General features: G+C 65.3%; 20 protein-coding genes and 1 tRNA gene. 14 read left to right on the plus strand and 7 right to left on the minus strand.

Annotated features, from left to right (window positions below):
* Nucleotides 1-2 precede the first annotated feature (2 nt).
* Together LD110_RS12225 and LD110_RS12230 are read left to right on the plus strand one after the other, a co-directional pair.
* A complete protein-coding gene (locus LD110_RS12225) occupies nt 3-1,241 on the plus strand; it encodes an Ig-like domain-containing protein (RefSeq protein WP_225499093.1) in 1,239 nt (412 codons plus the stop codon).
* Between the two features lie 90 nt (nt 1,242-1,331).
* Nucleotides 1,332-2,585 carry an Ig-like domain-containing protein gene (locus tag LD110_RS12230; RefSeq protein WP_225499094.1) on the plus strand — a complete coding sequence of 418 codons (1,254 nt, stop codon included), beginning with the start codon at nt 1,332-1,334 and terminating at the stop codon, nt 2,583-2,585.
* Here the strand turns inward: LD110_RS12230 and LD110_RS12235 are convergent.
* Complete coding sequence (locus LD110_RS12235) at nt 2,571-3,383, minus strand: RDD family protein (protein WP_225499095.1); 813 nt, start codon at nt 3,381-3,383, stop codon at nt 2,571-2,573. The two genes, LD110_RS12230 and LD110_RS12235, sit on opposite strands and share 15 nt — an antisense overlap.
* A gap of 137 nt (nt 3,384-3,520) precedes the next feature.
* Here LD110_RS12235 and LD110_RS12240 point away from each other — a divergent pair, with 137 nt between their 5' ends.
* Together LD110_RS12240 and LD110_RS12245 are read left to right on the plus strand one after the other, a co-directional pair.
* Nucleotides 3,521-4,513 carry a stage II sporulation protein M gene (locus tag LD110_RS12240; RefSeq protein ID WP_225499096.1) on the plus strand — a complete coding sequence of 331 codons (993 nt, stop codon included), beginning with the start codon at nt 3,521-3,523 and terminating at the stop codon, nt 4,511-4,513.
* 151 nt (nt 4,514-4,664) lie between these two features.
* Nucleotides 4,665-5,738: a TIGR01906 family membrane protein gene (locus LD110_RS12245; RefSeq protein ID WP_225499097.1), complete on the plus strand. Its 1,074-nt coding sequence runs from the start codon at nt 4,665-4,667 to the stop codon at nt 5,736-5,738.
* Here LD110_RS12245 and LD110_RS12250 read toward each other — a convergent pair.
* Both LD110_RS12250 and LD110_RS12255 read right to left on the minus strand, forming a co-directional pair.
* A complete protein-coding gene (locus tag LD110_RS12250) occupies nt 5,735-7,183 on the minus strand; it encodes an AMP-binding protein (RefSeq protein ID WP_225499098.1) in 1,449 nt (482 codons plus the stop codon). The two genes, LD110_RS12245 and LD110_RS12250, sit on opposite strands and share 4 nt — an antisense overlap.
* A gap of 15 nt (nt 7,184-7,198) precedes the next feature.
* On the minus strand, nt 7,199-8,959 hold the full coding sequence (locus tag LD110_RS12255) for a dolichyl-phosphate-mannose--protein mannosyltransferase (protein WP_225499099.1): 1,761 nt from the start codon (nt 8,957-8,959) through the stop codon (nt 7,199-7,201).
* A gap of 204 nt (nt 8,960-9,163) precedes the next feature.
* Here LD110_RS12255 and rsmI point away from each other — a divergent pair, with 204 nt between their 5' ends.
* Nucleotides 9,164-10,009: a 16S rRNA (cytidine(1402)-2'-O)-methyltransferase gene (gene rsmI, locus LD110_RS12260; RefSeq protein WP_225499273.1), complete on the plus strand. Its 846-nt coding sequence runs from the start codon at nt 9,164-9,166 to the stop codon at nt 10,007-10,009.
* Between the two features lie 151 nt (nt 10,010-10,160).
* On the plus strand, nt 10,161-11,642 hold the full coding sequence (locus LD110_RS12265; protein ID WP_225499100.1) for an NAD-dependent succinate-semialdehyde dehydrogenase: 1,482 nt from the start codon (nt 10,161-10,163) through the stop codon (nt 11,640-11,642).
* Between the two features lie 22 nt (nt 11,643-11,664).
* On the opposite strand, the gene LD110_RS12270 is transcribed toward LD110_RS12265, so the two are convergent.
* The 3 genes from LD110_RS12270 to LD110_RS12280 are packed head-to-tail and all read right to left on the minus strand — an operon-like array spanning nt 11,665 to nt 16,773.
* The gene (locus LD110_RS12270; protein ID WP_225499101.1) at nt 11,665-14,223 is read right to left on the minus strand and encodes a DUF3488 and transglutaminase-like domain-containing protein; all 2,559 of its coding nucleotides are present in this window, start codon (nt 14,221-14,223) and stop codon (nt 11,665-11,667) included.
* Nucleotides 14,220-15,665, minus strand: a complete 1,446-nt coding sequence (locus LD110_RS12275) for a DUF58 domain-containing protein (RefSeq protein WP_225499102.1) — start codon at nt 15,663-15,665, stop codon at nt 14,220-14,222. Before LD110_RS12275 ends, LD110_RS12270 begins: the two co-directional genes overlap by 4 nt.
* Nucleotides 15,666-15,675: 10 nt before the next feature.
* A complete protein-coding gene (locus LD110_RS12280; RefSeq protein WP_225499103.1) occupies nt 15,676-16,773 on the minus strand; it encodes a MoxR family ATPase in 1,098 nt (365 codons plus the stop codon).
* A 135-nt stretch (nt 16,774-16,908) separates the two neighbouring features.
* On the opposite strand from LD110_RS12280, the gene LD110_RS12285 reads away from it, so the two are divergent.
* From LD110_RS12285 to LD110_RS12305, 5 genes are all read left to right on the plus strand, one after another.
* Entirely contained in the window at nt 16,909-17,796 is an 888-nt protein-coding gene (locus LD110_RS12285; protein ID WP_225499104.1) for a TatD family hydrolase, read from the plus strand.
* A 328-nt stretch (nt 17,797-18,124) separates the two neighbouring features.
* The gene (locus LD110_RS12290) at nt 18,125-19,270 is read left to right on the plus strand and encodes a resuscitation-promoting factor (RefSeq protein WP_225499105.1); all 1,146 of its coding nucleotides are present in this window, start codon (nt 18,125-18,127) and stop codon (nt 19,268-19,270) included.
* A 134-nt stretch (nt 19,271-19,404) separates the two neighbouring features.
* The gene (gene rsmA / locus LD110_RS12295; protein ID WP_225499106.1) at nt 19,405-20,286 is read left to right on the plus strand and encodes a 16S rRNA (adenine(1518)-N(6)/adenine(1519)-N(6))-dimethyltransferase RsmA; all 882 of its coding nucleotides are present in this window, start codon (nt 19,405-19,407) and stop codon (nt 20,284-20,286) included.
* 81 nt (nt 20,287-20,367) lie between these two features.
* Entirely contained in the window at nt 20,368-21,330 is a 963-nt protein-coding gene (locus LD110_RS12300) for a 4-(cytidine 5'-diphospho)-2-C-methyl-D-erythritol kinase (protein WP_225499107.1), read from the plus strand.
* A gap of 36 nt (nt 21,331-21,366) precedes the next feature.
* Nucleotides 21,367-23,238: an ABC-F family ATP-binding cassette domain-containing protein gene (locus LD110_RS12305; RefSeq protein ID WP_225499108.1), complete on the plus strand. Its 1,872-nt coding sequence runs from the start codon at nt 21,367-21,369 to the stop codon at nt 23,236-23,238.
* Nucleotides 23,239-23,372: 134 nt separating this feature from the next.
* On the opposite strand, the gene LD110_RS12310 is transcribed toward LD110_RS12305, so the two are convergent.
* Nucleotides 23,373-23,969, minus strand: coding sequence for a TetR/AcrR family transcriptional regulator (locus LD110_RS12310; RefSeq protein WP_225499274.1), 597 nt, complete (start codon nt 23,967-23,969; stop codon nt 23,373-23,375).
* 238 nt (nt 23,970-24,207) lie between these two features.
* Here LD110_RS12310 and LD110_RS12315 point away from each other — a divergent pair.
* The 3 genes from LD110_RS12315 (at nt 24,208) to LD110_RS12325 (ending at nt 26,887) form a co-directional block, all read left to right on the plus strand.
* Nucleotides 24,208-24,279, plus strand: a tRNA-Gln gene (locus tag LD110_RS12315).
* A 125-nt stretch (nt 24,280-24,404) separates the two neighbouring features.
* Nucleotides 24,405-25,910: a bifunctional UDP-N-acetylglucosamine diphosphorylase/glucosamine-1-phosphate N-acetyltransferase GlmU gene (glmU, locus tag LD110_RS12320; protein ID WP_225499109.1), complete on the plus strand. Its 1,506-nt coding sequence runs from the start codon at nt 24,405-24,407 to the stop codon at nt 25,908-25,910.
* Nucleotides 25,907-26,887: a ribose-phosphate diphosphokinase gene (locus tag LD110_RS12325; RefSeq protein ID WP_225499110.1), complete on the plus strand. Its 981-nt coding sequence runs from the start codon at nt 25,907-25,909 to the stop codon at nt 26,885-26,887. The genes glmU and LD110_RS12325 overlap by 4 nt, the downstream gene beginning before the upstream one ends.
* The last annotated feature ends 47 nt before the right edge of the window (nt 26,888-26,934 follow it).

The following is a 26,934-nucleotide window of genomic DNA, read 5'->3' on the forward strand; positions in this document are numbered from 1 at the left end:
CTATGCGACGCCTTGGAAGTGGGCAGCGGCCGTCCGCTGGACACATCGCCCTGACCGCAGCGATCCTGCTGATCGCTGCGGTCAGCGGCGTCTTCGGGGCTACCGGGCCTGGAGCGGCGCACGCCGTCATCGAGTCCGAGGCGGGCACTCCAGAACGCACCATCGTCGGTTTGGCGACTCCCGTCGTCGCGCCCGTCCAGCTAAGTGCCACTCCGTCCGACGGCGCAACCCAGGTCAATCCGGCCGCGCCCGTAACGCTGAAGGCGGTTAACGGCACCATTGAGCGCGTGGCATTGACCGGCGCCGACGGCCAGTCAGTCCAGGGCGCCCTCGACGCCGGCAACACCAGTTGGACAGCCGCAGGTCCCCTTGCCTTCAACACCGATTACAAGTTCAGCTACACCGCACGCGACGCTGCCGGCAGGGAAGTGAGCAAGTCGGCGACGTTCACCACGGTTTCCACAGCCAACGAGGCGGACGCTGCTGTGTACCCGCTGGACGGCATGACCGTTGGTGTGGCCCAGCCGCTGCAGATTACGTTTAGTGAGCCTGTCCTGAACAAGGAAGCGGTGGAGAAGGCCCTGCACATCACCAGTAGCTCCGGGCAGGCGGGCGCGTTCCACTGGTTCAGTGACAGGATGGTCCGCTATCGCCCCGAATCTTTCTGGGCTGCGCACAGCACCGTCACCATGGACATGAAGTTATTCGGCGTGGATCTCGGCCGCGGGCAGATTGGCAACTTCAATAAGAAAGTCACCGTCAAGATCGGGGACAAGAAGGTGGCAGTGGCGGACGCTGCCGCGCACACCTTCACGGTGAGCATCAACGACCAGCCTGCGGGTTCGTGGCCCGTCACAATGGGCGACGAAAGGTTCCCGTCTGCACGCGGCTTCCTGGTCTTTATGGAGAAGCACCGGGTGGAGCACATGGACGCTTCCACCATTGGCCTCAAACCGGGAGACCCGGCATACTACGGCCAGTTGGACGTCAACTACGCTACGAGGCTCACGCCGAGTGGCGAGTTCATCCATCAGGCCACAGACACTGCCATGCCGTTCCTTGGCACAGCTAACCTCTCGCACGGCTGCATCGGCATGAGCGAGGCCGGCGCCAAGTGGGTCTTCGACAACATGACCGCCGGAGATGTGGTCCAGGTGGTCAACACCGAGGGAGACTACGCCAACCACGACGATGGATTCGGCGATTGGAACATCCCCTGGGCGGAGTACGCCAGGCGCTAATTCCTCCGTGACAACGGGCTCAAGCGTGCCTTCGGCTAAAATCGGAGGGTTGTTGTTCACTGCCGGCGGAGATTCTTGGGGGATACGCGCATGGGCCAGATCCGAACTGCAGGAAGGCGCCACAAGGGCGCCATCGTTGCTGTCCTAGCACTCTGCTCGGCGGTTGCGCTGGGGGCTATTGGGGTTTCCGCCGTACCCGTGCAGGCCGAGAGTGCGCTCCCGTCCGAGTCCGGGACTCCGGCACGAACGGGCGAGGGACCTGCCCTTCCTGTGGTCAAAGCCGTTGAACTCAGCGTCGTACCGGAGGATGGCGTCCGGGAGGTCAACCCAGCCGACGGCGCCTCCGTCAAGGCAGTCAACGGGACGGTCAGGAATGTCAGCCTGATTCCCGTGAAAGGCGGCAAAGCCGTCAGCGGTACCACCAGCCCGGACGGTTCAACCTGGAGCGCCACGGAGCCACTGGCTTTCAATACGCAGTACAGCTACTCATTCACCGTGGTGGACCAGGCCGGACGTGAGACAACGCAGGAACGCGGGTTCTGGACAGTATCGGCGGCCAATGAAGCGGATGCGGCCATCTTCCCGCGAAACGGAGCCGTGGTGGGCTCCGGGCAGCCCATTGAGATCAACTTCAGCGAACCCGTTGCCAATAAGGCCGCGGTGGAACAGGCCGTGAAGATTACGGTATCGTCCGGCCAGCCCGTGGCATGGCGCTGGTACTCAGACCGCAAGGCCCGGATCAGGCCGGAATCCTTCTGGGCTTCCAACACCCAGGTGACAGTGGACATGCAACTCTTCGGCCTCGACTTCGGCAACAAGATGATCGGCAACGGCAATATCACCTCGACGTTCAAGACGGGCCCGCAGCGTGTTGCGGTTGTGGACGACGTCACCAAGACCATGAACGTGTACATCGACGGCGTCCTTGTGAAGACTGCGCCCGTGACCCTTGGCAGCCCGGACTGGCTGTCACCTACTGGCTATGCGGTCATCATGGAACAGGAACGCAATTCCAAGTTCAACGCGGGAAGCATCGGACTGAAGCCCGGCGACAAGGGCTATTACCCGCCACTTGTGGTGGAATACGCCAACCGCTTGACGACGTCCGGCGTTTATGTCCACCAAGCGCTTGAATCGGCTTGGGGAGCAGTCGGACGGGCGAACGTCTCCCACGGTTGCGTTGGTCTTTTGCCTCAGGACGCGCAATGGTTCTTCAGCACCATGAAAACGGGCGACGTGGTCCAGGTCCTCAATACCGGGGCACCCGCCGTCGAGCCGTTGGAGGGCTTCGGCGACTGGAACATCGCCTGGGCAAGCTACGCCAAAGCGTTAGCGGCTGCTTGAACTGAAGGGCAGTCGGCCGATCCTCTCCGCAACCACTGAGCTCCTGCCGCGGGCGGCCGCCAGCCGGGCGTGTTCGCGACGCCGTCGTTCAGCGAGTACGGCGGCAAGATAGTCCTCCGGAGCAGTGCCCGCCGGCGGTGGGGGAGCGACATGGGCCGAAACCTCTGTGGCCAGGTCCTGGCCTAGCCGCATCCTGGATGGCGGCGACATATGACCGAGCTGCTGGAGGAATTGCCCGGCACGCCGTGCGGTCCCGTCGGGAAGGCGTCCGATGTCCGCGAGCTGCACCCAGGACACGAGGTACGGCGGAACAAACAGGGGGGCATTCGGTGCCACTCGCACGCGCTGCCGCAGCGCGTAGGTTCCGGCGGCTATGTCCCCAAGCCGCTTGGACTTGTCGTTGAAGAGCGCCACGAGCACTGCGAGCCCGCCAAGGGTCATGTAGATTTCCAGCACTCCGAGCAGGCCACGTATCACGGCGTGCCGAAAGCGGATGGAGCCGCCGTCGTCGCGCACCACGCGCAAGCCAACGGCGAGCTTCCCCAAAGAGCGGCCGCGGCTCAAAGTTTCCACCGTCACCGGAACCATCGCGAAGCAAAACACAAACAGCGAAATCGCGAGTGCCCGCCCGGCCGCTGGATCCAGGCCGTCGAACGCGGAACCAATGGCAAACATCAGCACAATAAACAGCGCCAGGTAGGCGAGCATGTCGATGAAGAGCCCGAGCGCGCGGGCACCAAAGGACGCCGGGCGCAACTCCAGCGCCACGGCCTCGCCGGTAATGATCGGATTGCTCAAAGTCGCCTCCCATGCGCGCCTCCACCCCAAGCTGGGCGCGGACGGCCGCCAACATGAAAGCAGTCTAGCCCCGCGTCCGGACTCCCTGCTTGGACGGATCCTGTGGCCTGCGCCGTCCAGGCGCTAGGGTGGTGCGCGTGGACATCGACGCATTTTCTACCGTGAATTCGGACAGGTGGCACCGTCTCCACGTCCTGGCTCACCAGCGGCGGTTGAGCGGCGTGGAGGCCGACGAACTCCTCCGCCTCTACCAAGCAGCGTCGTCCCACTTGTCACTCATGCGCTCGGTAGCCCCGGAGAGCGCCCTGACGTCGTCCCTTTCAGCCACCTTGGCACAAGCCCGGACGCGCTTCACGGGAGCCAGATCCAACGTCATGGAGGACGTGGCGGGGTTCTTCGCGGTGTCATTCCCGGCCGCTTTGTACCGCCTGCGCTGGGTGACGCTGTGCTGTGCAGTGGCCACTTGCCTGATTAGCTCGCTGTATGCGGTGTGGATCGGCACCAACCCGGACGTGCTCAGGGCGCTGGGGAGCCCGGACAGGTTGCAGAAGTATGTGAACGAGGATTTCATCAACTACTACTCGGAGAATCCTGCAGCGTCGTTCGCGGGAATGGTCTGGACGAACAACGCGTGGATCAGTGCGCAGGCCGTCGCCTTGGGTGTGACCGGAATCTATGTGCCTTACATCCTCTTCAGCAACGCCATGAATGTGGGTGTCGCGGCCGGACAGTTCGCAGCCGTGGGCAAGATGGACGTTTTCTTCAGCTACATCCTGCCGCACGGGATGCTTGAGCTCACAGCAGTGTTTGTGGCGTGCGCGGCCGGACTGGGAATCTTCTGGTCCGTGGTTTCGCCCGGTCCGAGGCGTCGCGTCCAGGCCCTGGCAGACGAGGGAAGATCCCTGATCACCGTAGCCTTGGGCTTGGTGCCGGTTCTGCTGGTCTCGGGCCTGATTGAAGCATTTGTTACTCCGAGCCCCCTGCCGGTCTGGGCCAAGATCACCATCGGCGGTGCCGCTTTGGCAGCTTTCCTCAGCTACATGGTGGTGGTTGGGGGACGTGCCTTCCGCGCAGGATACCGGGGCGATCTGGGCGAAGGGGACGCCGGGTACCGCGAGATCGCTGCGTAACTGACCTTACGGATCGGTTGCAATGTTCCCCGGATTGGGGTTGCTCCTCGTACCGGGGCGAGGACGGGCGGTAGGCTCGAACGAAGATACAGAAGCGTGTCGGCCGCCTGTGGTGGACTCGGCACGGGACGCCGACGGAAGTGAAGCTGCAGTGAGTGAACGAAACCCAACACCGAAGGACCCGGATCTGGATCTGCACGAAGACGGCCACGAACCTGCCTTCGATTGGATGAAGCCCGCCCCCGGTAGTTCGCAGCAATCCGACGACGGCGGCTCTGTAGGCCGCCCGGCCAACCCAACACAGCCAAACCCAACAGGCCCGGAGAGCCGGGCCGATCGCAGGGCGGCCGAGGCTGCAGCAGGTGCTGAACAGACGCCTACTGAACCGCACCCGACGTCGGCCCTTCAGATCCGGCCGTCCGAAGAAGAAGTGCGGCGCCGGCAGGAGCAGCGGGACCAGGCAGCGAAGGCCAAGCCTGTGGCTCCGAGAATCTACCAGGTTCTCTTGGCCATCTTCTTCCCGGTGATTCTCCTTGTGCTGGCTGTCCGGGCCGTTACCAGCCCGCTGTTCCTGTGGGTCGAATACAATCGACCTGGCTTTCCCGGCGATGGTTACGGCTTCAACACCGACGACCGAATGACGTACGGCTCCTACACAGTGGACTACCTCAGCAACTGGTCCGGCCCAAGGTACCTGGGTGACCTGGTGAACCGTTCCGGGGAGAAATTGTTCCTCGAGTCCGAGGTCTCACACATGGCGGATGTCAAGATGGTGTTTCTGTCCGCCATGGGCGCCGGGGCTCTGCTCGTCGTGCTTAGCATCGTTGCCATGGCCTACCTCGCCCGCCGCAGCAAGGGCGGGATACGTCGCGGTCTGTTCGCGGGTTCGATCGTGACCCTGGTGCTGATCGCGGTGCTTGCCACGCTGGCGCTCCTGGGCTGGCAGCAGTTCTTTACAGAATTCCATCGGATTTTCTTCGCCAGCGGCACGTGGACGTTCGCCCTCGAGGACACGCTGATTCGACTCTTCCCGGGTCAGTTCTGGGTTGACGCCGGGATTGTGATCGCAGGGCTCGTTGTGGTGGCGGCCGTTGTGACCTTTATCTTGACCTGGCCTACCCGGCGTCGCCGCGGCCTGGCTCCCGTCCGCGGCCAAGAGGGCGGCGATGAAGAGACAGATGCCAAGGACGCGTCTTCAGAAGCTGTGGAGCGCCGCTCGGCCTAGCGAGGCAGGGCACTGCCCTTGCGCCCGGTGATGGTGAGGAAGCCGTCGGCATCCAGGACGCCGGTGTCGCCGGTGTGGTGGAAGCCGTCGGTGAAGGCTTCGGAAGTGGCGGCAGGGTTGTTATGGTAGCCCCGGAAGACCCCAACCCCCTTGACGAGCACTTCGCCGTCCTCCGCTACCCGCACTGTTGTTCCCGGAAATGGGATCCCTGCCGAACCGGCGCGACGGCGTCCCGGAACGTTGACCGTGTAGGCGGCCGTCGCCTGGGTTTGGCCGTAGGCCTGCATGAGCGGTATGCCTGCACCGTTAAGGATGAACTCCAAGTCGGCCGCTTCGGGCGTTCGAGGTGCCCCGACAGCAATCGCGTGCTGGAGGTGGCCCCCAAATGCTGAGCGGACCCTCGGGTACGCCAGCCGTTGGTAGGCTGCGTGCCGTGCCCGGAGAAGCCAGCCAGCCCCTGTGCCGTCGCCATGGTGGGCTGCTTCCTCGGCTCGGGCGTATTCGGCTGCCGTTGCTTCAGCCCCGCTCATGAGGCCTTCCTTTGCCGTGCCAGCAAGCTCCCGGCTCAGGTGAACCAGTATGCCCTCATAGGCAGCCACATCCGCCACCAGGATGGACGGTTTGAAGGCGTCCAGTTCATCGGCCAGGTGGTTCCCGCCCAGGCTGTGTCCAATAGTTGTCCCGGCCGCCAGGCAGGACAGCTGAACAGCCCTGGCGGGTCCGTGGGCACCGGGCAGGGCCAGGAGCGCCCGTGACCCCGGAGCGCCCAGCACGTCAGGAAGGAAGGCCCCGGCGTTCCGGGCCACGAGGGCCAGGTTGGCATGCGTGATTTCACAACCCCTGGGCCGTTGCTCCCCGCTGGCCGGGTAGACGATCGACGCCAGTTCCGAAAGAGTGGCGTGCGAACGGTGCCGCTCCAGTTCGTCGTCCGCAACGCCACGTCCGACGCCGGCGAGGCTGGCAAAGTTGGGCGCCTCACCGCTGAAACCCATCCGAACGACGGCGATGGGATCGTCCGGTAGGGACGCGGCGCCGTCGATGGCCTTCCTGACGCGGGACGCAGTGTGCTCCGTGTCCACGAGGACCCGCAAAGCACCGGAGTCGGCGAGGACCCATTCGATGCGGGAAGCCGAGGAAGACCTATCCAAAGGAACGGTTACGCCTCCAGCCCACCAGACTGCGAAGTCAGCCACCGACCACTCATAGCTTGTCCGGGAGACGACGGCGACCGGCTCGCCGAAGCCGAGGCCGCTGGCGATGAGGCCTTTCGCCAAGGCAGTCACTTCGGCCAGGAACTGCTGCCCCGTCACGTTCAGCCAGCCGTTTGGATCCTGGCGAATAAACAGGACGTGCCCCGGATCCGCCTCGACGCGCTCCCGCAGGAGATCAGTGATATTGGAGGCAGGGTCCGCTTCGGTCAGCAGTGCTGTGCTCGCTTCCCTCATGAAACTGCTCGCCTTTCAGATCCAGGACGGCATCCACATCCGCATTCGCCACTCTTGGTAACCGATGATCTCGCCTGTCCATACCGGATAGAAGAACGCCGAGACGACCACCGCCAACACCACGAACAGAGCAACGCCGTACAGTCCGGATCGCCGCCTCCACGGCGGATCGTCCGGCCTGCCCAGCACCAGGCCAAGGCAATAGACGAGGGCGAGGATGAGGAAAGGTTCAAAGGAAATCGCATAGAAGAAGAACATCGTGCGGTCTGGATACATGAACCAAGGCAAGTAACCTGCGGCCACGCCGCAGAGGATGGCACCCGCGCGCCAGTCCCGTCGGCCGGCCCACCAGAACAGCAGCACCGCAAGTGAAGCTGCCGCCGACCACCAGATGACAGGGTTCCCCACGGACAGGATCGCCGAGGTGCAGTCCGCCAGCGAACAGCCGGGCTCACCTTGCTTGGGTGAGGCATAGTAGAACGACGTCGGCCGGCCCATCACAAGCCAGCTCCACGCGCTCGCCTCATACGGGTGTTCGGACGTCAGGCCCTGGTGGAATTTGAAGGCCTCAAGGTGGTAGTGCGCCAAGGAACGGATAGGCGCGGGTACCCAATCCCACGCCCCTGCAGGCTGGGTGTCGGCCCAACGCCGGTAGTACGCGTCCTTCGACAGGAACCAACCGGTCCACGTGGAAACGTACACCACTGCGGCCACCGGGACGATGCTAAAGAACGCGGGAATGCCATCCTTGAGGATGGCCGCAGCGGGCCAGCTCCGGATCCCGGCGATGCGACGGGCGGAGAGATCCCAGAGCACGGTCATGAGGCCAAAAGCTGCAAGGAAGAACAGGGCGGACCATTTGGTCCCGGCCGCAAGTCCCAGGCAGACTCCAGCGACGATCCGCCACCAGCGAATGCCCAGGCTTGGCCCGGAGAACAGCTGTCCGGGGCTTAGGCGGCCGCCCGTCGTCGAGCCTGCGAGTTTGGCGAGCCGCCGCGCCAGGCGCCGCCGTCCGTCGTCGCGGTCCAGCAGCAGGGCGCCAAAGGCGGCGAGCAGCCAAAACATCAGGAAGATGTCCAGCAGTGAGGTGCGGGACATCACCAGGTGGTGTCCGTCGACGGCGAGGAGCAGCCCTGCCAGTCCGCCCAGGATATGGGAACGGAACAGTTTCTGGGCGATGAGCGCAAGGAGGAAGACGGAGAGGGTCCCGGTCAAAGCGGCGCCGAAGCGCCAGCCAAAGGAGTTGTCCGCTCCGAACAGCCACATGCCGAAGGCGATCATCCACTTGCCCACGGGCGGATGGACCACGTATTCGGCGGAGTCCAGGAGTACCGCAGGGTTCCCGGCATTGAAGGCGTCGTTGGCTTTTTCCGGCCAGCTGCGCTCGTATCCGCTGACCAGGAAGGAGTAGGCGTCCTTCACGTAGTACGTCTCATCGAAAACCAGGCTGTGGGGATTGTCCAGCCGCACAAAGCGCAGGACACCGCCCACGGCCGCGGTCAGCGTGGGTACCAGCCAGAACCACAAACGCAGCGACGGCGGATAGTCCCGCCGACTATGGATTCCGCCGATAAGGCGATTCTGGAGTGCCTCCAGGGTGAATGCTTCCGGCGTTCGAACCAGCCAGTTGTACCCTTCGAGGTTTCGTGCCCGCGGGGCTCGCCCGGGCACGAAGGAACGCCCCCTGCCAGGATCGACGGGGGCGGTAACCGGGCTGTCTGGCCGGTTCGCAGGCTCGGTGGGGCTGCTGGCGGTTGACTGGGTCACCTGCCCCATCGTACCGGTGGCACCTTGGCGCCGCCTTGGCAGTGCCGGGTAGCGCACGGCGTAGCGGTGGCCCCGGGGCCTCCTCCGGGGTCGCGCGCAACGCAGCGGCAGTAGGCTTGGTGGGTGGACGATCAGCGCAACATTCCAGCCGACCCCTCCGTGACCGACCCAGGCTCCGGCACCCGGGATGACAGTCAAGGCGGTACTCCCGCGATCGCCGCGGATGGCACCGGAAGGATTGTGCTGGCGGCCACTCCGATCGGCAACATTGGTGATGCATCACCGCGCCTTGTGGAACTGCTGCAGACCGCGGATGTGGTGGCCGCAGAAGACACCCGGCGCCTCCACCGGCTGGCCTCATCCCTTGGCGTATCCGTCGGCGGGCGAATCATCAGCTACCACGAACACAACGAGGCCAGCAAGACTTCCGAGTTGCTGGACCAGGTTCGGGAGGGCAAGACCATCCTGGTGGTGAGTGATGCCGGAATGCCCGCTGTTTCAGACCCCGGCTTCAGGCTGGTGGAAGGCGCTGTGGCCGCCGGACTGACCGTTACCGCCGTGCCGGGCCCGTCCGCAGTCCTCACGGCCTTGGCGCTCTCCGGACTGCCCACCGACAGGTTCTGTTTTGAGGGCTTCCTGCCCCGGAAGGCAGGCGAGCGCAGCGCCAGGCTCGCGGAACTGGGCTCAGAACGGCGGACCATGGTGTTTTTCGAGGCGCCCCATCGGCTGGAGGCCATGCTCCGTGCGCTGGACGAGCGTTTCGGTCCGGGCCGCCGTGCAGCCGTGTGCCGTGAACTGACCAAGACCTACGAGGAAGTGCTTCGTGGCACCGTGAGGGAGCTCCTCCAGTGGGCGGAACAGAACGAAGTCAGGGGCGAGATTGCCGTCGTCGTTGCCGGCGCAGCGGAGGAAGCGCCGGCCAGGCCGGAAGACCACGTTGCGGCCGTCAACGAATTGGTGGCCAAGGGTGTCCGGCTCAAGGAGGCCGTGGCTGCCGTGGCTGATGACGCACGGATCAGCAAGAGGGAGCTGTATTCAGCAGTGCTTGCGGCCAGATAGGGCAAGGTCCCAAAAACCCGCGGAATCGCGCGGAATGTCACTGTGCAATCGCACAATCAGCGTCGATTCCAATAGTGCGTGAATGCGTAGACACTGGCGAGATTCCGGCGTTACCGTGGCAGTAATCCAAGCCTACGACGAAGGAGTCACCGTGACTGTAACCACTGAACGCGAGAGCGAACTGCTGGCTTCTGTCCCCACCGGCCTGCTCATTGACGGGCAGTGGCGGTCGGCTGCATCGGGCAAGACGTTCGATGTTGAGGATCCTGCCACTGGCAAGGTCCTGCTGACCGTTGCCGATGCGTCGGCCGAGGATGCGGCTGCCGCGCTGGACGCGGCCGCGGCCGCCCAGGATGCCTGGGCAGCGGTACCGCCGCGTGAGCGCGGAGAGATCCTGCGGCGGGCCTTCGAACTGGTGACCGAGCGGGCGGATGATTTCGCCCTGCTGATGACGATGGAAATGGGCAAGCCGCTGGCCGAAGCACGCGGCGAGGTTGCCTACGGCGCCGAGTTCCTGCGTTGGTTCTCCGAAGAGGCCGTGCGTGCCTTTGGCCGCTATTCCACGTCCCCGGACGGTAAGTCCAGGCTGTTGGTGCAGAAGAAGCCGGTGGGACCCTGCCTGCTTATCACTCCTTGGAACTTCCCGCTGGCCATGGCCACCCGGAAGATCGCCCCCGCCGTCGCGGCTGGCTGCACCATGATCCTGAAGCCGGCCAACCTGACCCCGCTGACCTCGCACTTGTTCGCGCAGGTCATGCAGGAAGCCGGACTGCCGGCCGGTGTCCTGAACGTCATTTCCACCACGACTGCCGGCGCCACCACCGGTCCGCTGATCAAGGACCAGAGGCTCCGGAAGTTGTCCTTCACCGGTTCGACCGAGGTGGGCCGCCGGCTGCTGTCCGATGCTTCGGAAACGGTGCTGCGGACCTCGATGGAGTTGGGCGGCAACGCCCCGTTCGTGGTCTTCGAAGACGCCGACCTGGACGCCGCCGTGAACGGCGCCATGATCGCCAAGCTCCGCAACATGGGCGAGGCCTGCACCGCGGCCAACCGCTTCATTGTGCAGGAAACTGTGGCCGAGGAGTTCGCGGCGAAGTTCGCGGAGAAGATGTCCGCGATGACCACCGCCCGCGGCACCGAGCCCGAGTCCAAGGTTGGCCCGCTCATCGACGCGAAGAGCCGTGACAAGGTCCACGAGCTTGTTTCCGACGCGGTGGCCTCGGGCGCGAAGGCCGTTGTTGGCGGCGCTCCGGTGGACGGACCGGGCTACTTCTACCAGCCCACCATCCTCACCGGCGTCAACGAGGGGTCCCGGATCCTGTCCGAGGAGATCTTCGGTCCGGTTGCGCCCATCACCACCTTCACGACGGAAGAGCAGGCTGTCCGGCTGGCCAACAACACCGAGTTCGGGCTGGTGGCCTACGTCTTCACTCGGGACCTGAACCGCGGCCTCCGGATGGGCGAAAAGCTGGAAACGGGCATGCTCGGCCTGAACGCCGGAGTCGTGTCCAACGCCGCGGCACCATTCGGCGGCGTCAAGCAGTCCGGCCTGGGCCGCGAAGGCGGCTTGGAAGGCATCGAGGAATACCTCTACACGCAGTACATCGGCATCGCCGACCCCAACGCCGGGTAACGCGGAAGCGGGCCGGGAGGGCCTAGCGCCGGCCCAGCCGCAACAGCAATTGGCCGGTCCGGCGCAACCCTCGCCCGGTTGCCCGGGTCGCCCCGGCCACTGAACGTCCAACGAGGCGGAACGGCCAGCCCGCGATGTGCCCCCAGCGGGACGTGACCGACGGCGGCAGCCATTCAGCGCGCATGCGCTTGAGCCAGCGGGCATTACCTTGCAGGGATGCCCGGACGGCTGCGATTCTGTCCGCCGCCGGCTGGGCGCCCTGACGCAGTGGCCGGCCGAAGCGGTGCCGCTCGAAGTCCCAGGTGAGGGATTCGACGGCGGCGTGGCCGGCGTCGTCGATTCCTTCTGGCTCGCCGAGGGCGCTGGAACCCCGCAGCCTTGCCGAAAATCGGCGCGGGGTTTCGCTGGCTGACGGCGGAACGCCGTAATCCGTGGCAAGATCCTGGAGCTCGGCCCAGGCCAGCTCCGGAGCGTTGGCCGGAGGGCCCTGGTATCTTCGGCGCCGCAGGAAGCCTCGGCGGGCGTTCCGGTCTTCGCCGGGGGAGGAGCGCTGCTGCAGCCTCCGCGCCCGGACTCCTGACCGGACCAGCCGCGGCGAGAGGGCAACCAGGACCGCAGCCACAACGGCCAAAGCGCCGTAGAGGAACGTCAGCGGGCTGGAGTTGGCGCCTTCGCCCCCGGCGGCTGCCGCCGGAGCGGGAAGCGGAGACACCGCCGGACCCGTCGCCGGTGCCGTTGGCAGCAGGACGTTGGGGTCAAGGTTGGTGCTCAGGTTGCCAGCGTCGGACTGTTCGGTGGCGTAGTCGGGGACCACGCCACGGGACGGTGTTGGCTCAAACGGCACCCATCCGAGGCCCTCGAAGTATAGTTCCGGCCAGGCGTGGGCATCGCGGGCGTCCACTTCGTATTCCTGGAAAGAGCCTTGGCCGGCAAGCGCCACGGCGTCGCCGGTCATGCGTCCGGGCGCGAAACCCACCGCGATGCGGCTGGGAATTCCTTCCAAGCGGGCCAATACGGCCATGGCGGACGCGAAGTGGACACAGTAGCCGCTCTTTTGCTCCAGAAAGTCCGCCAGCACAGACATGCCGTTGCCGTCGTAACCCCCTTGGACAGGCGCCTGCAACGAGTAGGAGAAGTCCGGTGAGCGCAAGTAGCGCTGGATTGCCAGGGCCCTGCCGTAGGGGTTGGTGGTTCCGGCCGCGACCGTGGTGGCAGTCCGGCGCACGATGTCCGGAACGTTCGCCGGCACCTGCTTGAACTCGTCGGGCACACCCACTGGCGCCTGGACGGCCTGCAGGAGGGACGCTGCCGTGATCTTGGGGGCAGTAGAAAACACAATGTACTGCTGGTTGCGGGACGTACTGCTGTCCGACTTGATGCTGAGCGTCGCCGGGTCCCAGGTCCATTGGCCGCTGAGCCCGGTGACTGATTCCGGGGCGAAGGGAACGGGAAGGTAGGGGCTGCTGAACTGGCCGCTGTCTACTGAGGTAATGTCCCGCGTTACCTCGCCTGTGATTCCGTAACCCGGAGTGATCCGGGCAGGCCCCACGCGCCGGGTGGAGTTCCGGTCGTCCGGGGACCACGATTCGCCGTCGAACCTGTCGATGGTCACGGAGCGCAGGTAGACAGGCCTGGATGAGCTGGACGTGTAGACGATCCGCCCTTCGTTGGTGGGGTTCCGCAGGCTGTTTCCCAGGGTGATCATCGGATTCAGCCCGTTGGAGGCACCCCAGGGGTTGAGCCGCGAGCCCTGCGGAAAGGTGCCGCGGTCGAATCCTGGTATTGCCAGCGGCAGGAACACGGCGATGGCCAGGGCAAGGGCACCCGTGATTGCCGTGCGCCGCAGGTGCCCTGTCCCGCGAGGAAGGCCGGACTGGGCATGTGAGTCCGGAGCGAACCATTGGCACGCGGCAAGGATCATGGCATAACCGGCACCCGTGGCCAGGAACCCTGCCAATCCGACGCTTTGCGGCTTGATGGTTGCCGGCACCACCAGCACTGCGAGGAGTCCGAGTCCACTGGTGGCGGGCATGGACAGCGGAACAGCCAAAGCATCCACCAGGATCACGATCAATCCCAGGCTGGCGCAGGTGACCAGGACGATCCCCGCGTTGGGAGCTACCGGGGCGCTCTCGGAGAGCACAGTGTCGCTGGCCCGGCGGATCAGTCGGCGCAGTTCTTCCATGGTCTCCGAGGTGGGGATCAGGCCAAAGAAACTGCGTTGCCTGAAGAACGTGAATGTCAGGATCAGGATGAGTGCTGCCATCGCGCCGGCACTCACCACCAGCGTCTTTGCACCAATCCAGCGGAGCGCAGCCAGCGCCAGGGCCACTACGATCACTGTGGTTGCCACCGGAAGATACCAGGCCCAGCCACGCAATACTCCGTTGAGGGACAGTGCTGTCCCCAGGACTGCGACAGCGATGGCTGCTGAGATGACCCAGGGGAAGGCGCCCGGCCCCTGCCGTCGCGGCCCGGACCCTGACCGAACCGGGCCCGGGCTCTGGGAGGGACCGGACGCGGCGGAACCCCGCCCTGGACCGCTTCCTGATCCCCTGTCTCGAACGGGCGTGGTGGTCATTCCATGCCCCCGTTCCGATAGACGGGTACGGCAGCCCCGCGCCGAACGTCCATGGCAGCGCTCGCAGCGGCCAGGATTCCGCCCTGGTCAAAGCTGGACCACGCCTCGGGCAGCGGCGTGCGGCGGGTGACTGCCACGGCCTTCCAGCCGCCCTGGTGCAGGGCGTCCAGAACTTCGGAGCCGCCGTCGAGCGTGCCAGCCAGGGAATCGGTGACGATGATGGCAAAAGCGTTGGCGCCGTAGCCAGCTGCGGGTGCCAACGATTTGGCTTCGGACAGGGACAGCGAGCCCAACAAGGCGAGCACCGGGCCACGGAGGCGATGGGCAGCAAGCTTGTCCATCAGGAGGTCCCCAAATGCGGCGTGCTCGGTCTCCGCGTGCGGTGCCTGGTGGTGGAGGTGATGGTGGTGTGGTGCTGCCAGCTGGATAGCCGCCAGCGACTCTGCAATCGCCTGAAGACCGGCGCTGCCGGAAAACTCCTCCGCATAGGGCTCGGCGGCGGACCGGGAATGGGCGAAGGCAGGCTCGCCGGACGCATCCATCAAGCGGAGCGTGTAGTTCCTTTCCGACAGGTGGGCGCACATGGACATGGCAGCGGTGACCACCCACTCAAAGTTTTCGCTGCTCAGCAACCCCAGCGGCTCTTCCGGGGTTGGGCCACCGATCACGGCGCTGGGCCCTGAGACGAAAGCTGAGTAGCGCTGGTCGAGGATGATGGTGGCTTCCGGCGTGGTCACCGACTCCTCCTGGCGGACCATGAGGGAACCGTGCCGGGCCGTCGCCGCCCAGTGGACGCGGCGCATGGGGTCGCCGTGCCGGTACTCGCGCGTCATCACGTCGTCGTCGCTGGGATTCGCCCTGATCCGCGTGGCGGTGACGCCGTCGTTTCCCCTCGCCCCGGCGAGGCCCGTGGCGGGAAGTTCGACGGCGGCCGGCGTCACGGTGAGGATGTCGCCGTCGTCGATGGCCTGGCGGTGCAGCGACAAGCCGAAGGGATCGCTGAACTCGGCCGTCACCGGGCCGATCAGGAATTGTCCGCGCTTGCCGGAACGCAGGTGGTATTCGTAGCGGCTGGTGCCGCCCGACGCCGAACGGGCCGGGAAGCGGAAAGCGGGGGCACGGCCGAAGCGGGGAGGAAGTTGTTCTTCCATCAGTACGCTGCCGGGCCCGGCCCCCGTCCGGGCGACTGCCAGGCGCACAGTGGTGGCGGACGACGCCTCTACCGTGGCGGGATTGAATTCCCGGAACACCTGGAACCGCGGCTTCAGCAGCCGGTTCCCGGCCAGCGCCAGCAGTGGCAGGGCAAACAGCAGGATCCCGAGGCTGAGGAGGTCGCGGCGGCCCATGATTTGGGCGAAAAGGAGGGACAGTACGCCGGCGGCCAACAGGCCCCAACCGCGACTGGTAAACATGTGCCTCGGCATGCGGTCTAGGAGCGCCATCGGTCACCAGCTATCCGCTATGTCGGAGGGATTCCCTGCGCCGTGTGTCCGGGACGGCGTCCGGGCTCACGGCAACGCCGGAGACGATGCTGCGGATGATGCCTTGGGGAGTGTCTCCTGAGCTGGCCGCCTTGCGGTCCAGGATGATGCGGTGCGCCAGGACGGATTCAGAAACGGTGATGACGTCGTCGGGGAGTACGAAGTCCCTGCCATCGAGTGCCGCGGTGGCCTTGGCTGCACGCAGCAGCTGCAGGAGGGACCGCGGGCTGGCGCCGAGCCTCAGCCTCGCGCTGTCCCGTGTGGCCCGGCCAATCGCCACGGTGTATTCCTTGATTGCCTGGGAGACGTACACCTGCTGGACGGTGGCGATCATGGCCGCGACATCCGCGGCGGTAACCACGGCCGAAACCTTGGACAGGGGAGAGATTGCCTGGTGTGTTTCCAGCATCTCGATCTCGGAGTCCATGTCCGGGTAACCCATTGAGATCCGTGCCATGAACCGGTCGCGCTGGGCTTCGGGAAGGGGGTAGGTGCCCTCCATCTCGATGGGGTTCTGCGTCGCCACCACCATGAACGGCTCCGCCAAACGGTACGACGTGCCGTCGACTGTGACCTGGTGCTCCTCCATGCATTCCAGCAGGGCGGACTGCGTCTTGGCGGACGCTCTGTTGATCTCGTCGCCGATGACAATGTTGGCGAATACCGCGCCAGGCCGGAATTCGAAAAGCCTCGAGGACTGGTTGTAGATGGAGACACCCGTGACATCGGAGGGCAGAAGGTCCGGTGTGAACTGGATGCGGCTGACCGTGCAGTCAATGGTGCGGGCCAGCGTCTTGGCGAGGAGCGTCTTGCCAACGCCGGGTACGTCCTCCACCAGCAGATGCCCTTGGGCGAGCAGGACAGTGAGGGCAAGCTTGGCCGCGTCCGCTTTCCCGTCTATGACCTTGTTGATGGCGCTCAGTATGCGCTCGCTGGCTTCGTGGAAACGTTCGGGGTCCATGACTTTTGCCTTGTGGCCGTTGAGGCCAGTTCCGGATGCGGGCACAGCAGAGAATCCCTGCCGATGGGCGGGGGTGTCGTCAACCGTGCTGTTTCGCTTTGATTCCATGGACAGCCCTTCAGCCGCGTGGGCGGGAAAAACCCGTTCTGTCGTACCAGACTACTCACTCAACTGCCCCGCCACCCAGAGAGTTCCGCTGAAATGTGAAGCAGGCTGTTGGTCTTGCGCCGATAGGGTTGAACCATGGCAGATTATGCTTCCGTTCCGGCGCCGTACCGAGTCCCCGACGACGCAACGTCCCGCCGGCAGTTCCCTCCGGCTCCGGAGCCGCTTCCGGTTCCGGTCATCGACAACCACACGCATCTGGATTTCCGGAACGGATTGGTGGAGGTATCGGTACAGGATGCTATGGACGCCGCCGAAAAGGTGGGAGTCCGCGCGGCGGTCCAGGTGGGCTGCGACCTGGAGTCCTCCCGTTTCACGGTTGAGGCGGTGGACGCGGACAACAGGCTGCTGGGGGCGGTTGCCATCCACCCCAACGACGCTCCACGCTACGCGGAGAAGGGCCTCCTGGAGGAGGCGATTGCAGAAATCGAAGCCCTGGCCGCCCACCCGAGGATCCGGGCCATCGGTGAAACCGGCCTGGACTTCTATCGCACGCACGGCGACGCGTTGACGCACCAGTTTTCCTCGTTCCGCCGGCACATCGACATCGCCAAGCGGCTGGGGCTTGCCCTGCAGATCCACGACCGGGACGCCCATGACGAGGTGGTGAAGGTCCTCGCCGAGGAAGGGGCCCCGGATCGCGTAGTGTTCCACTGCTTCTCCGGCGACGCCCGGCTGGCCAGGCTGTGCAATGAACGGGGCTGGTACATGTCCTTTGCTGGGACGGTTACGTTCAAGAACGCCGAGAACCTGCGCGAGGCTTTGGCAGTAGCGGATCCTTCCCTGGTGCTTGTGGAGACGGACTCCCCGTTCCTTACGCCAGCTCCGTTCCGGGGCCGCCCGAACGCCAGCTACATGGTGCCCTACACCGTCCGGGCCATGGCGGAATTGACAAGAACCGAACTTTCCGACATGTGTGACGAACTTAACAAAAATACCCGTAACGTCTACGGTTCGTGGAGCTGAAATATCGCCGTAAAACACGCGTAAATGCGGGCTAAAACGCCGCTCATAACCGCGGGAAAAATCAAACATTCCACGTATTCATTTTCCATACCGAGTATGCAGATTTCTTGGTGGTTTATAACGCTTCGGTTACAGTGGAAAACTATTGGCCGGGGTCGGGGAAGGCCTTCGGACAATTCACTGCATTCTCCAGAATGAGTGTGGCAACGCACTTGTCCACCACAGGTGCCCGGATTCACTGAGCCGGGCAAGCCATTGATGGCCCTGCGGGGGGACTTTTTTGTGCGTTTTTCCCCGTGCCCGGACGGACCGACAGTTACGGGCAGACGTGATCAAACTCTTCACATCGGACGGCAAGTTCAGCTACCTCAAGGTCGGCGCGCAGCTGTTGGTTCTCTCCGCGCTCGTGCTCGGCGTCGTTGCCTTCGTTGGCAACAACAAAACCATCACCCTGAATGTGGACGGCAAAGTTAGCTCCGTCCAGAGCTTTGGCGGGACCGTCGACTCGGTGGTCAAGGCTGCAAAGGTCGAGTTGAAGGATGCCGACCATGTGTCGCCGTCCCTCGACACGCGCGTGGAGAACGGCACCGTCATCAATGTGAATCTGGCCAAGGCGGTAACGGTCACCCTTGACGGCGCCCGCCGCACGGTCAACACCAACGCCCCCGACGTCGGCGGGCTGGTCTCCGAGCTCGGCGTCGCCAGCGCCTCCGCTGTCTCGGAACCGAAGGAATCCCAACTGGCTGTATCAGGATCCTCGCTGACCATCTCCACGCCCAAGACTGTCAGCCTGGTGGCTGACGGGAAGAGCTCCTCAAAGACCACGACGGCGGCGGACGTCGCCTCGGTCCTTCGGGAAGCCGGAGTCGCCCTCGGCGCGAACGACCGGGTTTCGCAGCCTGGCACCGCTCCCGTGGTCAACAACATGGTCATCAAGGTCTCCCGCGTGGACACCAGCAAGACCGACTCAGTCACCGAGAACATTCCGTTCGAGACGGTCAGCGCCGAATCCGCCGACCTCTTCAAGGGCGAGAAGAAGGTCACCCAGGCCGGTGTGCTCGGCAAGGTGGACAAAACCTTCAAGCTGGTACTCGTGGACGGCCGCGAAGCCTCCCGCACCCTCGCCTCCCAGAACGTGACGGCCCAGCCTGTCGAAGAGAAGGTCCTGGTGGGCACCAAAGCCAAGCCGGAACCAGCGGCCAACACCGGCGCTGCTGCCCCCGCCATGATGAACGAGGCCATGTGGGACAAGATCGCGCAGTGTGAATCAAGCGGCAACTGGGCAGCCAACACCGGAAACGGCTACTACGGTGGCCTGCAGTTCGACATCCAGACCTGGCTCGGCTCCGGCGGCGGAAGCTACGCCCCCAGAGCTGACCTCGCCAGCAAGGCCCAGCAGATCGACATCGCCAACCGCGTCTACGCCCAGCGCGGCCTCCAGCCGTGGGGCTGCGGCTGGGCAGCGTCCCGCTAGTCCCGCGGCATATCGCCATCCGGCGGTGTGCCGCCAACCGGGGGCGGTCCCCAACCCGCCACCATCCCCCCAATAACAGCAGGCTCCGCCCGATTCCGGGCGGGGCCTGCTGGCACTAGCGATACGATACCTAGGTGATTGAGCCGAATTCCCAGCCCTCCGCCGTCGCGCCCTTGCTGGGGGCCGCTGACATCCGCAGGCTCGCTGAGGAGATCGGCGTTCGCCCCACCAAGACCCTGGGCCAGAACTTTGTTATTGACGGCAACACGATCCGCAGGATCGTTGCAGCGGCCGAACTGGAACCCGACGAGACGGTCCTCGAGGTGGGTCCCGGGCTGGGCTCCCTGACGCTCGGGCTGATCGACGCCGCCAGGACGGTTGTCGCCGTCGAAATCGATCCAGTCCTGGCGGGAAAGCTGCCGGAAACAGTCCGCGCCTGGAGGCCTGACGCCGTCGAACGTTTCCACCTGGTGCTGTCCGACGCGATGAAGGTGACTGAGCTCCCGGTGGAACCGACGGCGCTGGTGGCCAACCTGCCCTACAACGTTGCCGTGCCCGTTGTCCTGCACCTGCTGCAGCACTTCCCGTCCATCCGCCATGGTTTGGTGATGGTCCAGGACGAGGTGGCAGACCGGCTGGCCGCGCGGCCGGGCTCCAAGATCTATGGCGTCCCCTCCGTCAAGGCAGCGTGGTACGGGACCATGCGCAAGGCCGGGGTTATCGGGATGAACGTCTTCTGGCCGGCGCCCAAGATCCATTCCGGGCTGGTCGCCTTCACGCGGGGCGAACCGCCCGCGACCACTGCCACGCGCGAACAAGTCTTTGCGGTCATCGACGCCGCCTTTGCCCAGCGCCGCAAGACGCTCCGCGCTTCCCTGGCCTCCTGGGCAGGCAGCCCGGCGGAAGCCGAACGATGCCTGGTTGCGGCCGGCGTGGACCCCCGAGCACGCGGCGAAGTGCTGGATATCGACGCCTATATCCGCATTGCCGAGGCCCGTCATCTGCCCGCGGACTGACGCCAAAACACGCCGCAGCGGCCGCGAAAACCTGGCCGGTGCGTCTTGGAGCCCGGCCACAGCATGCAATAGCTTGGTCGCATGAGCGCAGTGAAAGGGCGATTCGCCGCCAGGACCGTGAAAGTCAAGGCACCGGGCAAGGTCAACGTCTCACTGAACGTGGGGCCCCTGCGCACAGACGGCTACCATTCCGTCGCCAGCGTCTACCTCGCTGTCTCCCTCTATGAGGAGGTCAGCGCCACCAGCAGGCCGGGTGGGGACATCACTGTGTCCATCAGCCCGGACAGCACCCTGGACCTGGACGGCGTCGATATCCCGCTGGACAGCAGCAACCTCGCCTACCGGGCGGCGGCGATCATGGCGGACGTGTCCGAGCACAGCACCGGCGTACACCTCGAGATCACCAAACGCGTGCCGGTTGCTGGCGGAATGGGCGGAGGCTCGGCGGATGCTGCTGCCACCCTCCTGGCCTGCGACGCTCTGTGGAACAGCGGGCTGAGCCGCGAGGAGCTTGCGCATCTGGCCGCCGAATTGGGCGCCGACGTGCCGTTCTCCCTGCTGGGTGGGGCCGCAGTGGGACTTGGCGTTGGTGACCAGCTGTCTCCGGCCCTGGCGAAAGCGCAGATGGACTGGGTGCTGGTTTGCGCCGACTACGGGCTGTCTACGCCTGAGGTGTTCAAGACACTCGACCGCTTGCGTGACGCCGAGGGACTGGACGTGCCCGAACCCATCGAAGTCGACCCGAAGATCCTTCAGGCGCTGCGCGGGGGAGATTCGGAAGGGCTCAGCCGCCTGTTGGTCAACGACCTGCAACGCGCCTCCATTGACCTTGCCCCGCAGCTCAAGGACACCATCGGACTCGGTGAAGCCGCCGGTGCGCTCGCCGGTATTGTGTCCGGCTCCGGCCCCACCGTGGCCCTCCTGGCCCGGGACGGTGACGCCGCCGAGGTTCTGGCCGACAAGCTGCGCCACCAAGGCCACCAGGCGCTGGCCGTGCATGGCCCCGTGCCAGGGGCACGGATCATCTCCGATACGCTCCTGTAGTACCTCTGGCAGTTCCGCATCAGAAAGTAGTACCCATTGGCCCACCTGCTCGGCGGCGAAAACCTCTCCGTCACGTTCGCAACCCGCACCATCCTCGACGGCGTCACTCTCGGTTTGGAGGACGGCGATCGGATTGGCATGGTCGGCAGGAACGGTGACGGAAAGTCCACGCTGATGCGCCTGCTGGCACAGCGAACCACGCCGGATTCCGGCCGGGTCACCAAGCGCGGCGACGTCAACATCGGTTACCTTGACCAGTCGGACGTGCTCGACGCCGACCTGACGGTTGGGACCGCGATCGTGGGGGACCGGGCGGAGCACGAGTGGGCCGCCAACCCCAAGATCCGCGAAATCATGGGCGGCCTGGTGGGCGACGTCGATTGGCACGCCAACGTACATGCCCTGTCCGGCGGCCAGAAGCGGCGCGTCGCGCTGGCGAAGCTCCTTATTGAGGACCACGACGTCATCATGCTGGACGAGCCCACCAACCACCTCGACGTCGAAGGCGTCGCCTGGCTGGCCAGGCACCTCAAGACCCGCTGGCGCCCCAACCAGGGCGCATTCCTGGTGGTGACGCACGACCGTTGGTTCCTGGACGAAGTCTGCAACCGCACCTGGGAAGTCCACGACGCCATCGTGGACCCGTTCGACGGCGGTTACGCGGCCTACGTGCTGGCCCGCGCCGAACGCGACCGGATGGCGGCCGTCGTCGAGGGCAAGCGGCAGCAGCTGGTGAAGAAGGAACTCGCGTGGCTGCGGCGCGGCGCGCCGGCCCGGACGTCCAAGCCGAAGTTCCGCATCGAGGCGGCCAACGAAATCATCGCGGACGTCCCGGACCCCCGTGACACAGTGGCGCTCACCAAGATGGCTACTGCGCGCCTCGGCAAGGACGTGCTGGACCTGGAGAACGTGTCGCTTGAATTCGACGGCGGCACCGGCGACGGCGCTGGCGGAAAACTGTTCAGCAACATCACCCTGCGCTTGGCACCCGGTGAGCGCCTGGGCCTTGTGGGCGTCAACGGCGCCGGCAAGTCCACGCTCCTGCGGCTGCTCAACGGCGACATCGCGCCCAGTTCCGGCCGGCTCAAGCGCGGCAAGACCGTAGTCACCGCCGTGCTGTCCCAGGACGTGAAGGAACTCGACGAGGTTTCCGACATGCGGGTTGTTGAGGTCATTGAGCGGGAGAAGCGTTCGTTCTCAGTCGGCGGCCGCGAGTTCACCGCCGGGCAGCTGGTGGAGCAGCTCGGGTTCACCAAGCAGAAGCAGTGGACACCGGTCAGGGACCTCTCCGGTGGTGAACGCCGGCGCCTGCAGCTCCTCCGGCTACTGGTGGGAGAACCCAACGTCCTGATGCTTGACGAGCCCACCAACGACCTCGACACGGATACCCTGGCCGCCGTCGAAGACGTCCTGGACGGCTGGCCCGGCACGCTGGTGGTGGTCAGCCACGACCGCTACCTGCTGGAACGCGTCACGGATCACCAAATGGCCCTCCTGGGTGACGGCAAGCTGCGCGGACTGCCCGGCGGCGTCGACCAATACCTCGAACTCCGCGAAGCCGCGCTGGCGGCAGGAACGGTGTCAGCCGGCGTCGTCGGCGGAGCGGGAAGCCCGACGGCGGCAGGCGGCCCTGCGGCAACGGGGTCCGTGGCGGCGGGCTCAGGCGCGGCTTCAGGAGCCAGCGAGGCCGAAAAGCGCGACGCCAGGAAGAACCTCAACCGGATCGACCGCCAACTCGGCAAGCTCGCGCAGCAGGAAGAGAAGATCCACGCAGACATGGCCGCCAAGAGCGAGTCCGGCGACTTCGACGCGCTGGGAGAACTGAACACGAAGCTCAGGGATTTGCTCGACGAAAAGGAAGCCCTGGAACTCGAATGGCTCGAGGCGGCGGAGATCGTCGGCGAATAGCCCGCCGACTTGGCATTTGATGCCCATGTTCGGCGCCCGCACCCGCGTCAATTGCCATCTCGCGAGCGGAAGTGGGCCGCACGTCGCTCAGCGACCGGAGGCCGCCACCCCGGGTAGACAGCCACAGGCGACAGCTACTGGTCCCGCAGCTCCGGCTCCTTCTGCAGCCCGGTCAGGCCGTTCCAGGCGAGGTTCACGAGGTGTGCGGCCACCACTCGCTTGTCGGGTGCCCGGTTGTCCACCCACCATTGGCCTGTCATGGCCACCATGCCCACCAGCATCTGAGCGTACATTGCACCGTCGTCGGCGCTGAAGCCGCGTCGGGAGAACTCGTCGGAGAGGATGTGCTCCACCCTGGCTGTGACGTGCGACAAGAGGGTGGCGAAGGCGCCCTCCGGCTGTGACGGTGGTGAGTCGCGGACGAGGATGCGGAAGCCGTCGGTGCGGTCTTCGATGTACCCCAGCAGAGCCAGGGCCGCGCGTTCCACGAGGACGCGCGGTTTGGCTTCTTCTGCGAGCGAGTTGTTGATGGCGTCCAGCAGGATCCGGAATTCCGATTCAACGACTTGGCGGTACAGCCCTTCTTTTGAACCGAAGTGTTCGTAGATGACGGGTTTGGAAACACCAGCGGCCGCGGCGACTTCTTCGATGGTGGTGCCGTCGAGTCCTTTGGCGGCGAAGAGGCCGCGTCCGATTCCCACGAGTTGGAGGCGGCGCTGCGGCCCGGTCATCCTGGCTCGGACTGCCGCCGCGGGTGGCCGGGACGCCGTCGTTGTGCCGTGGTTCCCGTCCGCAGGTCCTGTGCTGTTCCTCACCCGTCCATCATGCCGCATGGGCGCTTTCCCGGTGGTGAGCCGGGGCGCCGGCGTTCCGAGTACGCAAACGCCGCGGGCACGTGGCAAACTAGTTACTTGTGTGTGCGTCCCGCCTGCGGGAACGGCGGTGTTTTCCGCCGTGGAGCACGCACGGTCCGCCCTTGTGTAATGGCAGCACGCCGGCCTTTGGAGCCGTGCAGTCTAGGTTCGAATCCTAGGGGCGGAACGGTTGGGGCACCTGCCGGTGCCTCGCCTGCGCACCGGATAGGGCGCGAACGGCGTCAAGTAGGATGAATCAGATGCCGAAGCCGGGCTTCGTTCCCGGGAAAACCGAGCAAGGAGAGCCCGTACGTGAGCCCCGCCCCCACCGGTCCAGCCGCCGTCGTCGTTCTGGCAGCAGGCGCCGGTACGCGCATGAAATCCCGTACCCCTAAGATCCTCCACGAAATCGGCGGTCTTTCCATGGTTGGGCACGCCCTGCGTGCCGCCCGGTCCCTCCAGCCACAGCGGCTGGCGATTGTGGTCCGGCATGAGCGCGACCTGGTTGAAGGCCATGTCTCCGCCCTGGACCCTGAAGCGCTGATCATTGACCAGGACGACATCCCCGGCACGGGTCGCGCGGTTGAGGCCGCCATCGAGGCCTTGGACGCCGAGGCTGAACTTGCCGGCACTGTGGTTGTGACCTACGGCGACGTTCCGCTGCTCACCGGCGAACTGCTTGGGGAACTGGTCAGTATCCACGAATCACAGGGCAACGCCGTTACCGTGCTGACTGCCGTCCTGGACGACGCCACCGGTTACGGCCGCATTCTCCGCGCTGCAGACGGCACGGTGGCCGGTATCCGTGAGCACAAGGACGCCTCGGAGGAAGAGCGCGCCATCCGGGAAATCAACTCCGGCATCTACGCTTTCGACGCCGCCGCGCTGCGCTCGGCCCTCGCCCACATCACCACTGACAATGCGCAGGGCGAGAAATATCTCACAGATGTGCTCGGCCTTGCCCGCGACGCCGGGGGCCGGGTAGCTGCACTGCCCACCGAGGACCGGTGGCAGGTTGAGGGCGCGAACGACCGCGTACAGCTTGCGGCGCTGGGCGCGGAGCACAATCGCCGGATCGTCGAGGCCTGGATGCGCGCAGGTGTCACGGTGGTGGATCCGTCCACCACCTGGATCGACTCCACGGTCACCCTCGACGAAGACGTCCGGATCCTGCCGAACACCCAACTTCACGGCAGCACCACCGTGGCGCGTGACGCCGTCGTTGGTCCTGACACGACGCTCACCGACGTGACGGTGGGTGAAGGCGCCACGGTGGTCCGCACCCACGGCTCCGGCTCCGTCATCGGCCCGAAGGCCAACGTGGGACCGTTCACGTATCTGCGTCCTGGCACCGTCCTGGGTGAGAAGGGCAAGATCGGCGCGTTCTACGAAACAAAGAACGTCACGATAGGCCGCGGTTCCAAGCTGTCCCACCTCGGCTACGCCGGGGATGCCGAGATCGGCGAGGACACGAACATCGGCTGCGGCAACATTACGGCCAACTACGACGGCGAGAAGAAGCACCGCACGGTGATTGGTTCGGGTGTGCGCACAGGGTCAAATACTGTTTTCGTCGCCCCGGTGAGCGTTGGCGATGGTGCATACAGCGGCGCCGGTGCGGTCATCCGCAAAGACGTTCCGCCCGGAGCCCTGGCCTTGAGCCTGGCCAGCCAGCGCAACGCCGAAGGCTGGGTCCTCACCCACCGCGCCGGCACGGAATCCGCCCGACGTGCGCAGGCAGCGCTGGATGCCCGCGAAGCTGCTCCCCAGAACCCCTCCAACACTCCGGCTATCACAGAAGAAGGCATACAGGCATGAGCGAAATTACGGCACACGGCGAGAAGAAACTGGTCCTCGCCGCCGGACGGGCGCACCCCGAGCTGGCGCAGGAAATCGCCAAAGAGCTGGAAACTGAGCTCCTGCCGATCGATGCCTACGACTTCGCCAACGGCGAGATCTACGTGCGCTCAGCGGAGAGTGTCCGTGGCACCGACGCTTTTGTGATCCAGGCCCACCCGGCCCCGTTGAACAACTGGCTTATGGAGCAGCTGATCATGATCGATTCGCTCAAGCGGGCCTCTGCCAAGCGAATCACCGTGGTTTCCCCGTTCTACCCGTACTCCCGCCAGGACAAGAAGGGCCGTGGGCGCGAGCCGATTTCCGCCCGACTCGTTGCCGACCTGTACAAGACCGCCGGCGCGGACCGCATTATGTCCGTGGACCTGCACACCGCCCAGATCCAGGGCTTCTTTGACGGCCCCGTGGACCACCTCATGGCAATCCCACTCCTGGCCGACTACATCCGCACCAAGGTGGAGGCGGACAACATCACCGTGGTCTCCCCGGACACCGGCCGCGTGCGTGTTGCGGAGCAGTGGGCTGAGCGCCTGGGCGGTGCCCCGCTGGCCTTCGTCCACAAGATGCGTGACCTCACGGTCCCCAACCAGGCGGTCTCCAAGACCGTTGTTGGCCAGATCGAGGGCCGTACCTGCGTGCTGATCGACGACATGATCGACACCGGCGGAACCATCTCCGGTGCGGTCCAGGTCTTGAAGAACGCGGGCGCCAAGGACGTCATTATCGCCTGCACCCACGCGGTGTTCTCCGAGCCGGCAGCCCAGCGCCTTGCTGAATCCGGCGCCCGTGAGGTGGTAGTCACCAACACCCTGCCGATTCCGGCGGAGAAGCGCTTCCCGCAGTTGACGGTGCTGTCCATCGCACCGCTGATCGCGCGCGCTATCCGTGAAGTGTTCGACGACGGTTCGGTCACCAGCCTGTTCGACGGAAAGGCCTAGCTGCCCCGGCCGTTTTCGGCAATGGCGGCTGCGCTGCTAAGCTTTTG

Origin of the sequence: Arthrobacter sp. M4, from assembly GCF_020251205.1 — a bacterium.
Taxonomy (GTDB): domain Bacteria; phylum Actinomycetota; class Actinomycetes; order Actinomycetales; family Micrococcaceae; genus Arthrobacter.

Bases quoted from the DNA above. Each gene is read 5' to 3' on its own strand.
- LD110_RS12225 (WP_225499093.1), top strand. From the start codon at position 3: ATGCGACGCCTTGGAAGTGGGCAGCGGCCGTCCGCTGGACACATCGCC.
- LD110_RS12230 (WP_225499094.1), top strand. From the start codon at position 1,332: ATGGGCCAGATCCGAACTGCAGGAAGGCGCCACAAGGGCGCCATCGTT.
- LD110_RS12250 (WP_225499098.1), bottom strand. From the start codon at position 7,183: ATGAGGGAAGCGAGCACAGCACTGCTGACCGAAGCGGACCCTGCCTCC.
- LD110_RS12255 (WP_225499099.1), bottom strand. From the start codon at position 8,959: ATGGGGCAGGTGACCCAGTCAACCGCCAGCAGCCCCACCGAGCCTGCG.
- LD110_RS12270 (WP_225499101.1), bottom strand. From the start codon at position 14,223: ATGACCACCACGCCCGTTCGAGACAGGGGATCAGGAAGCGGTCCAGGG.
- LD110_RS12275 (WP_225499102.1), bottom strand. From the start codon at position 15,665: ATGGCGCTCCTAGACCGCATGCCGAGGCACATGTTTACCAGTCGCGGT.
- LD110_RS12280 (WP_225499103.1), bottom strand. From the start codon at position 16,773: ATGGAATCAAAGCGAAACAGCACGGTTGACGACACCCCCGCCCATCGG.
- LD110_RS12285 (WP_225499104.1), top strand. From the start codon at position 16,909: ATGGCAGATTATGCTTCCGTTCCGGCGCCGTACCGAGTCCCCGACGAC.
- LD110_RS12300 (WP_225499107.1), top strand. From the start codon at position 20,368: ATGAGCGCAGTGAAAGGGCGATTCGCCGCCAGGACCGTGAAAGTCAAG.
- LD110_RS12310 (WP_225499274.1), bottom strand. From the start codon at position 23,969: ATGACCGGGCCGCAGCGCCGCCTCCAACTCGTGGGAATCGGACGCGGC.
- LD110_RS12325 (WP_225499110.1), top strand. From the start codon at position 25,907: ATGAGCGAAATTACGGCACACGGCGAGAAGAAACTGGTCCTCGCCGCC.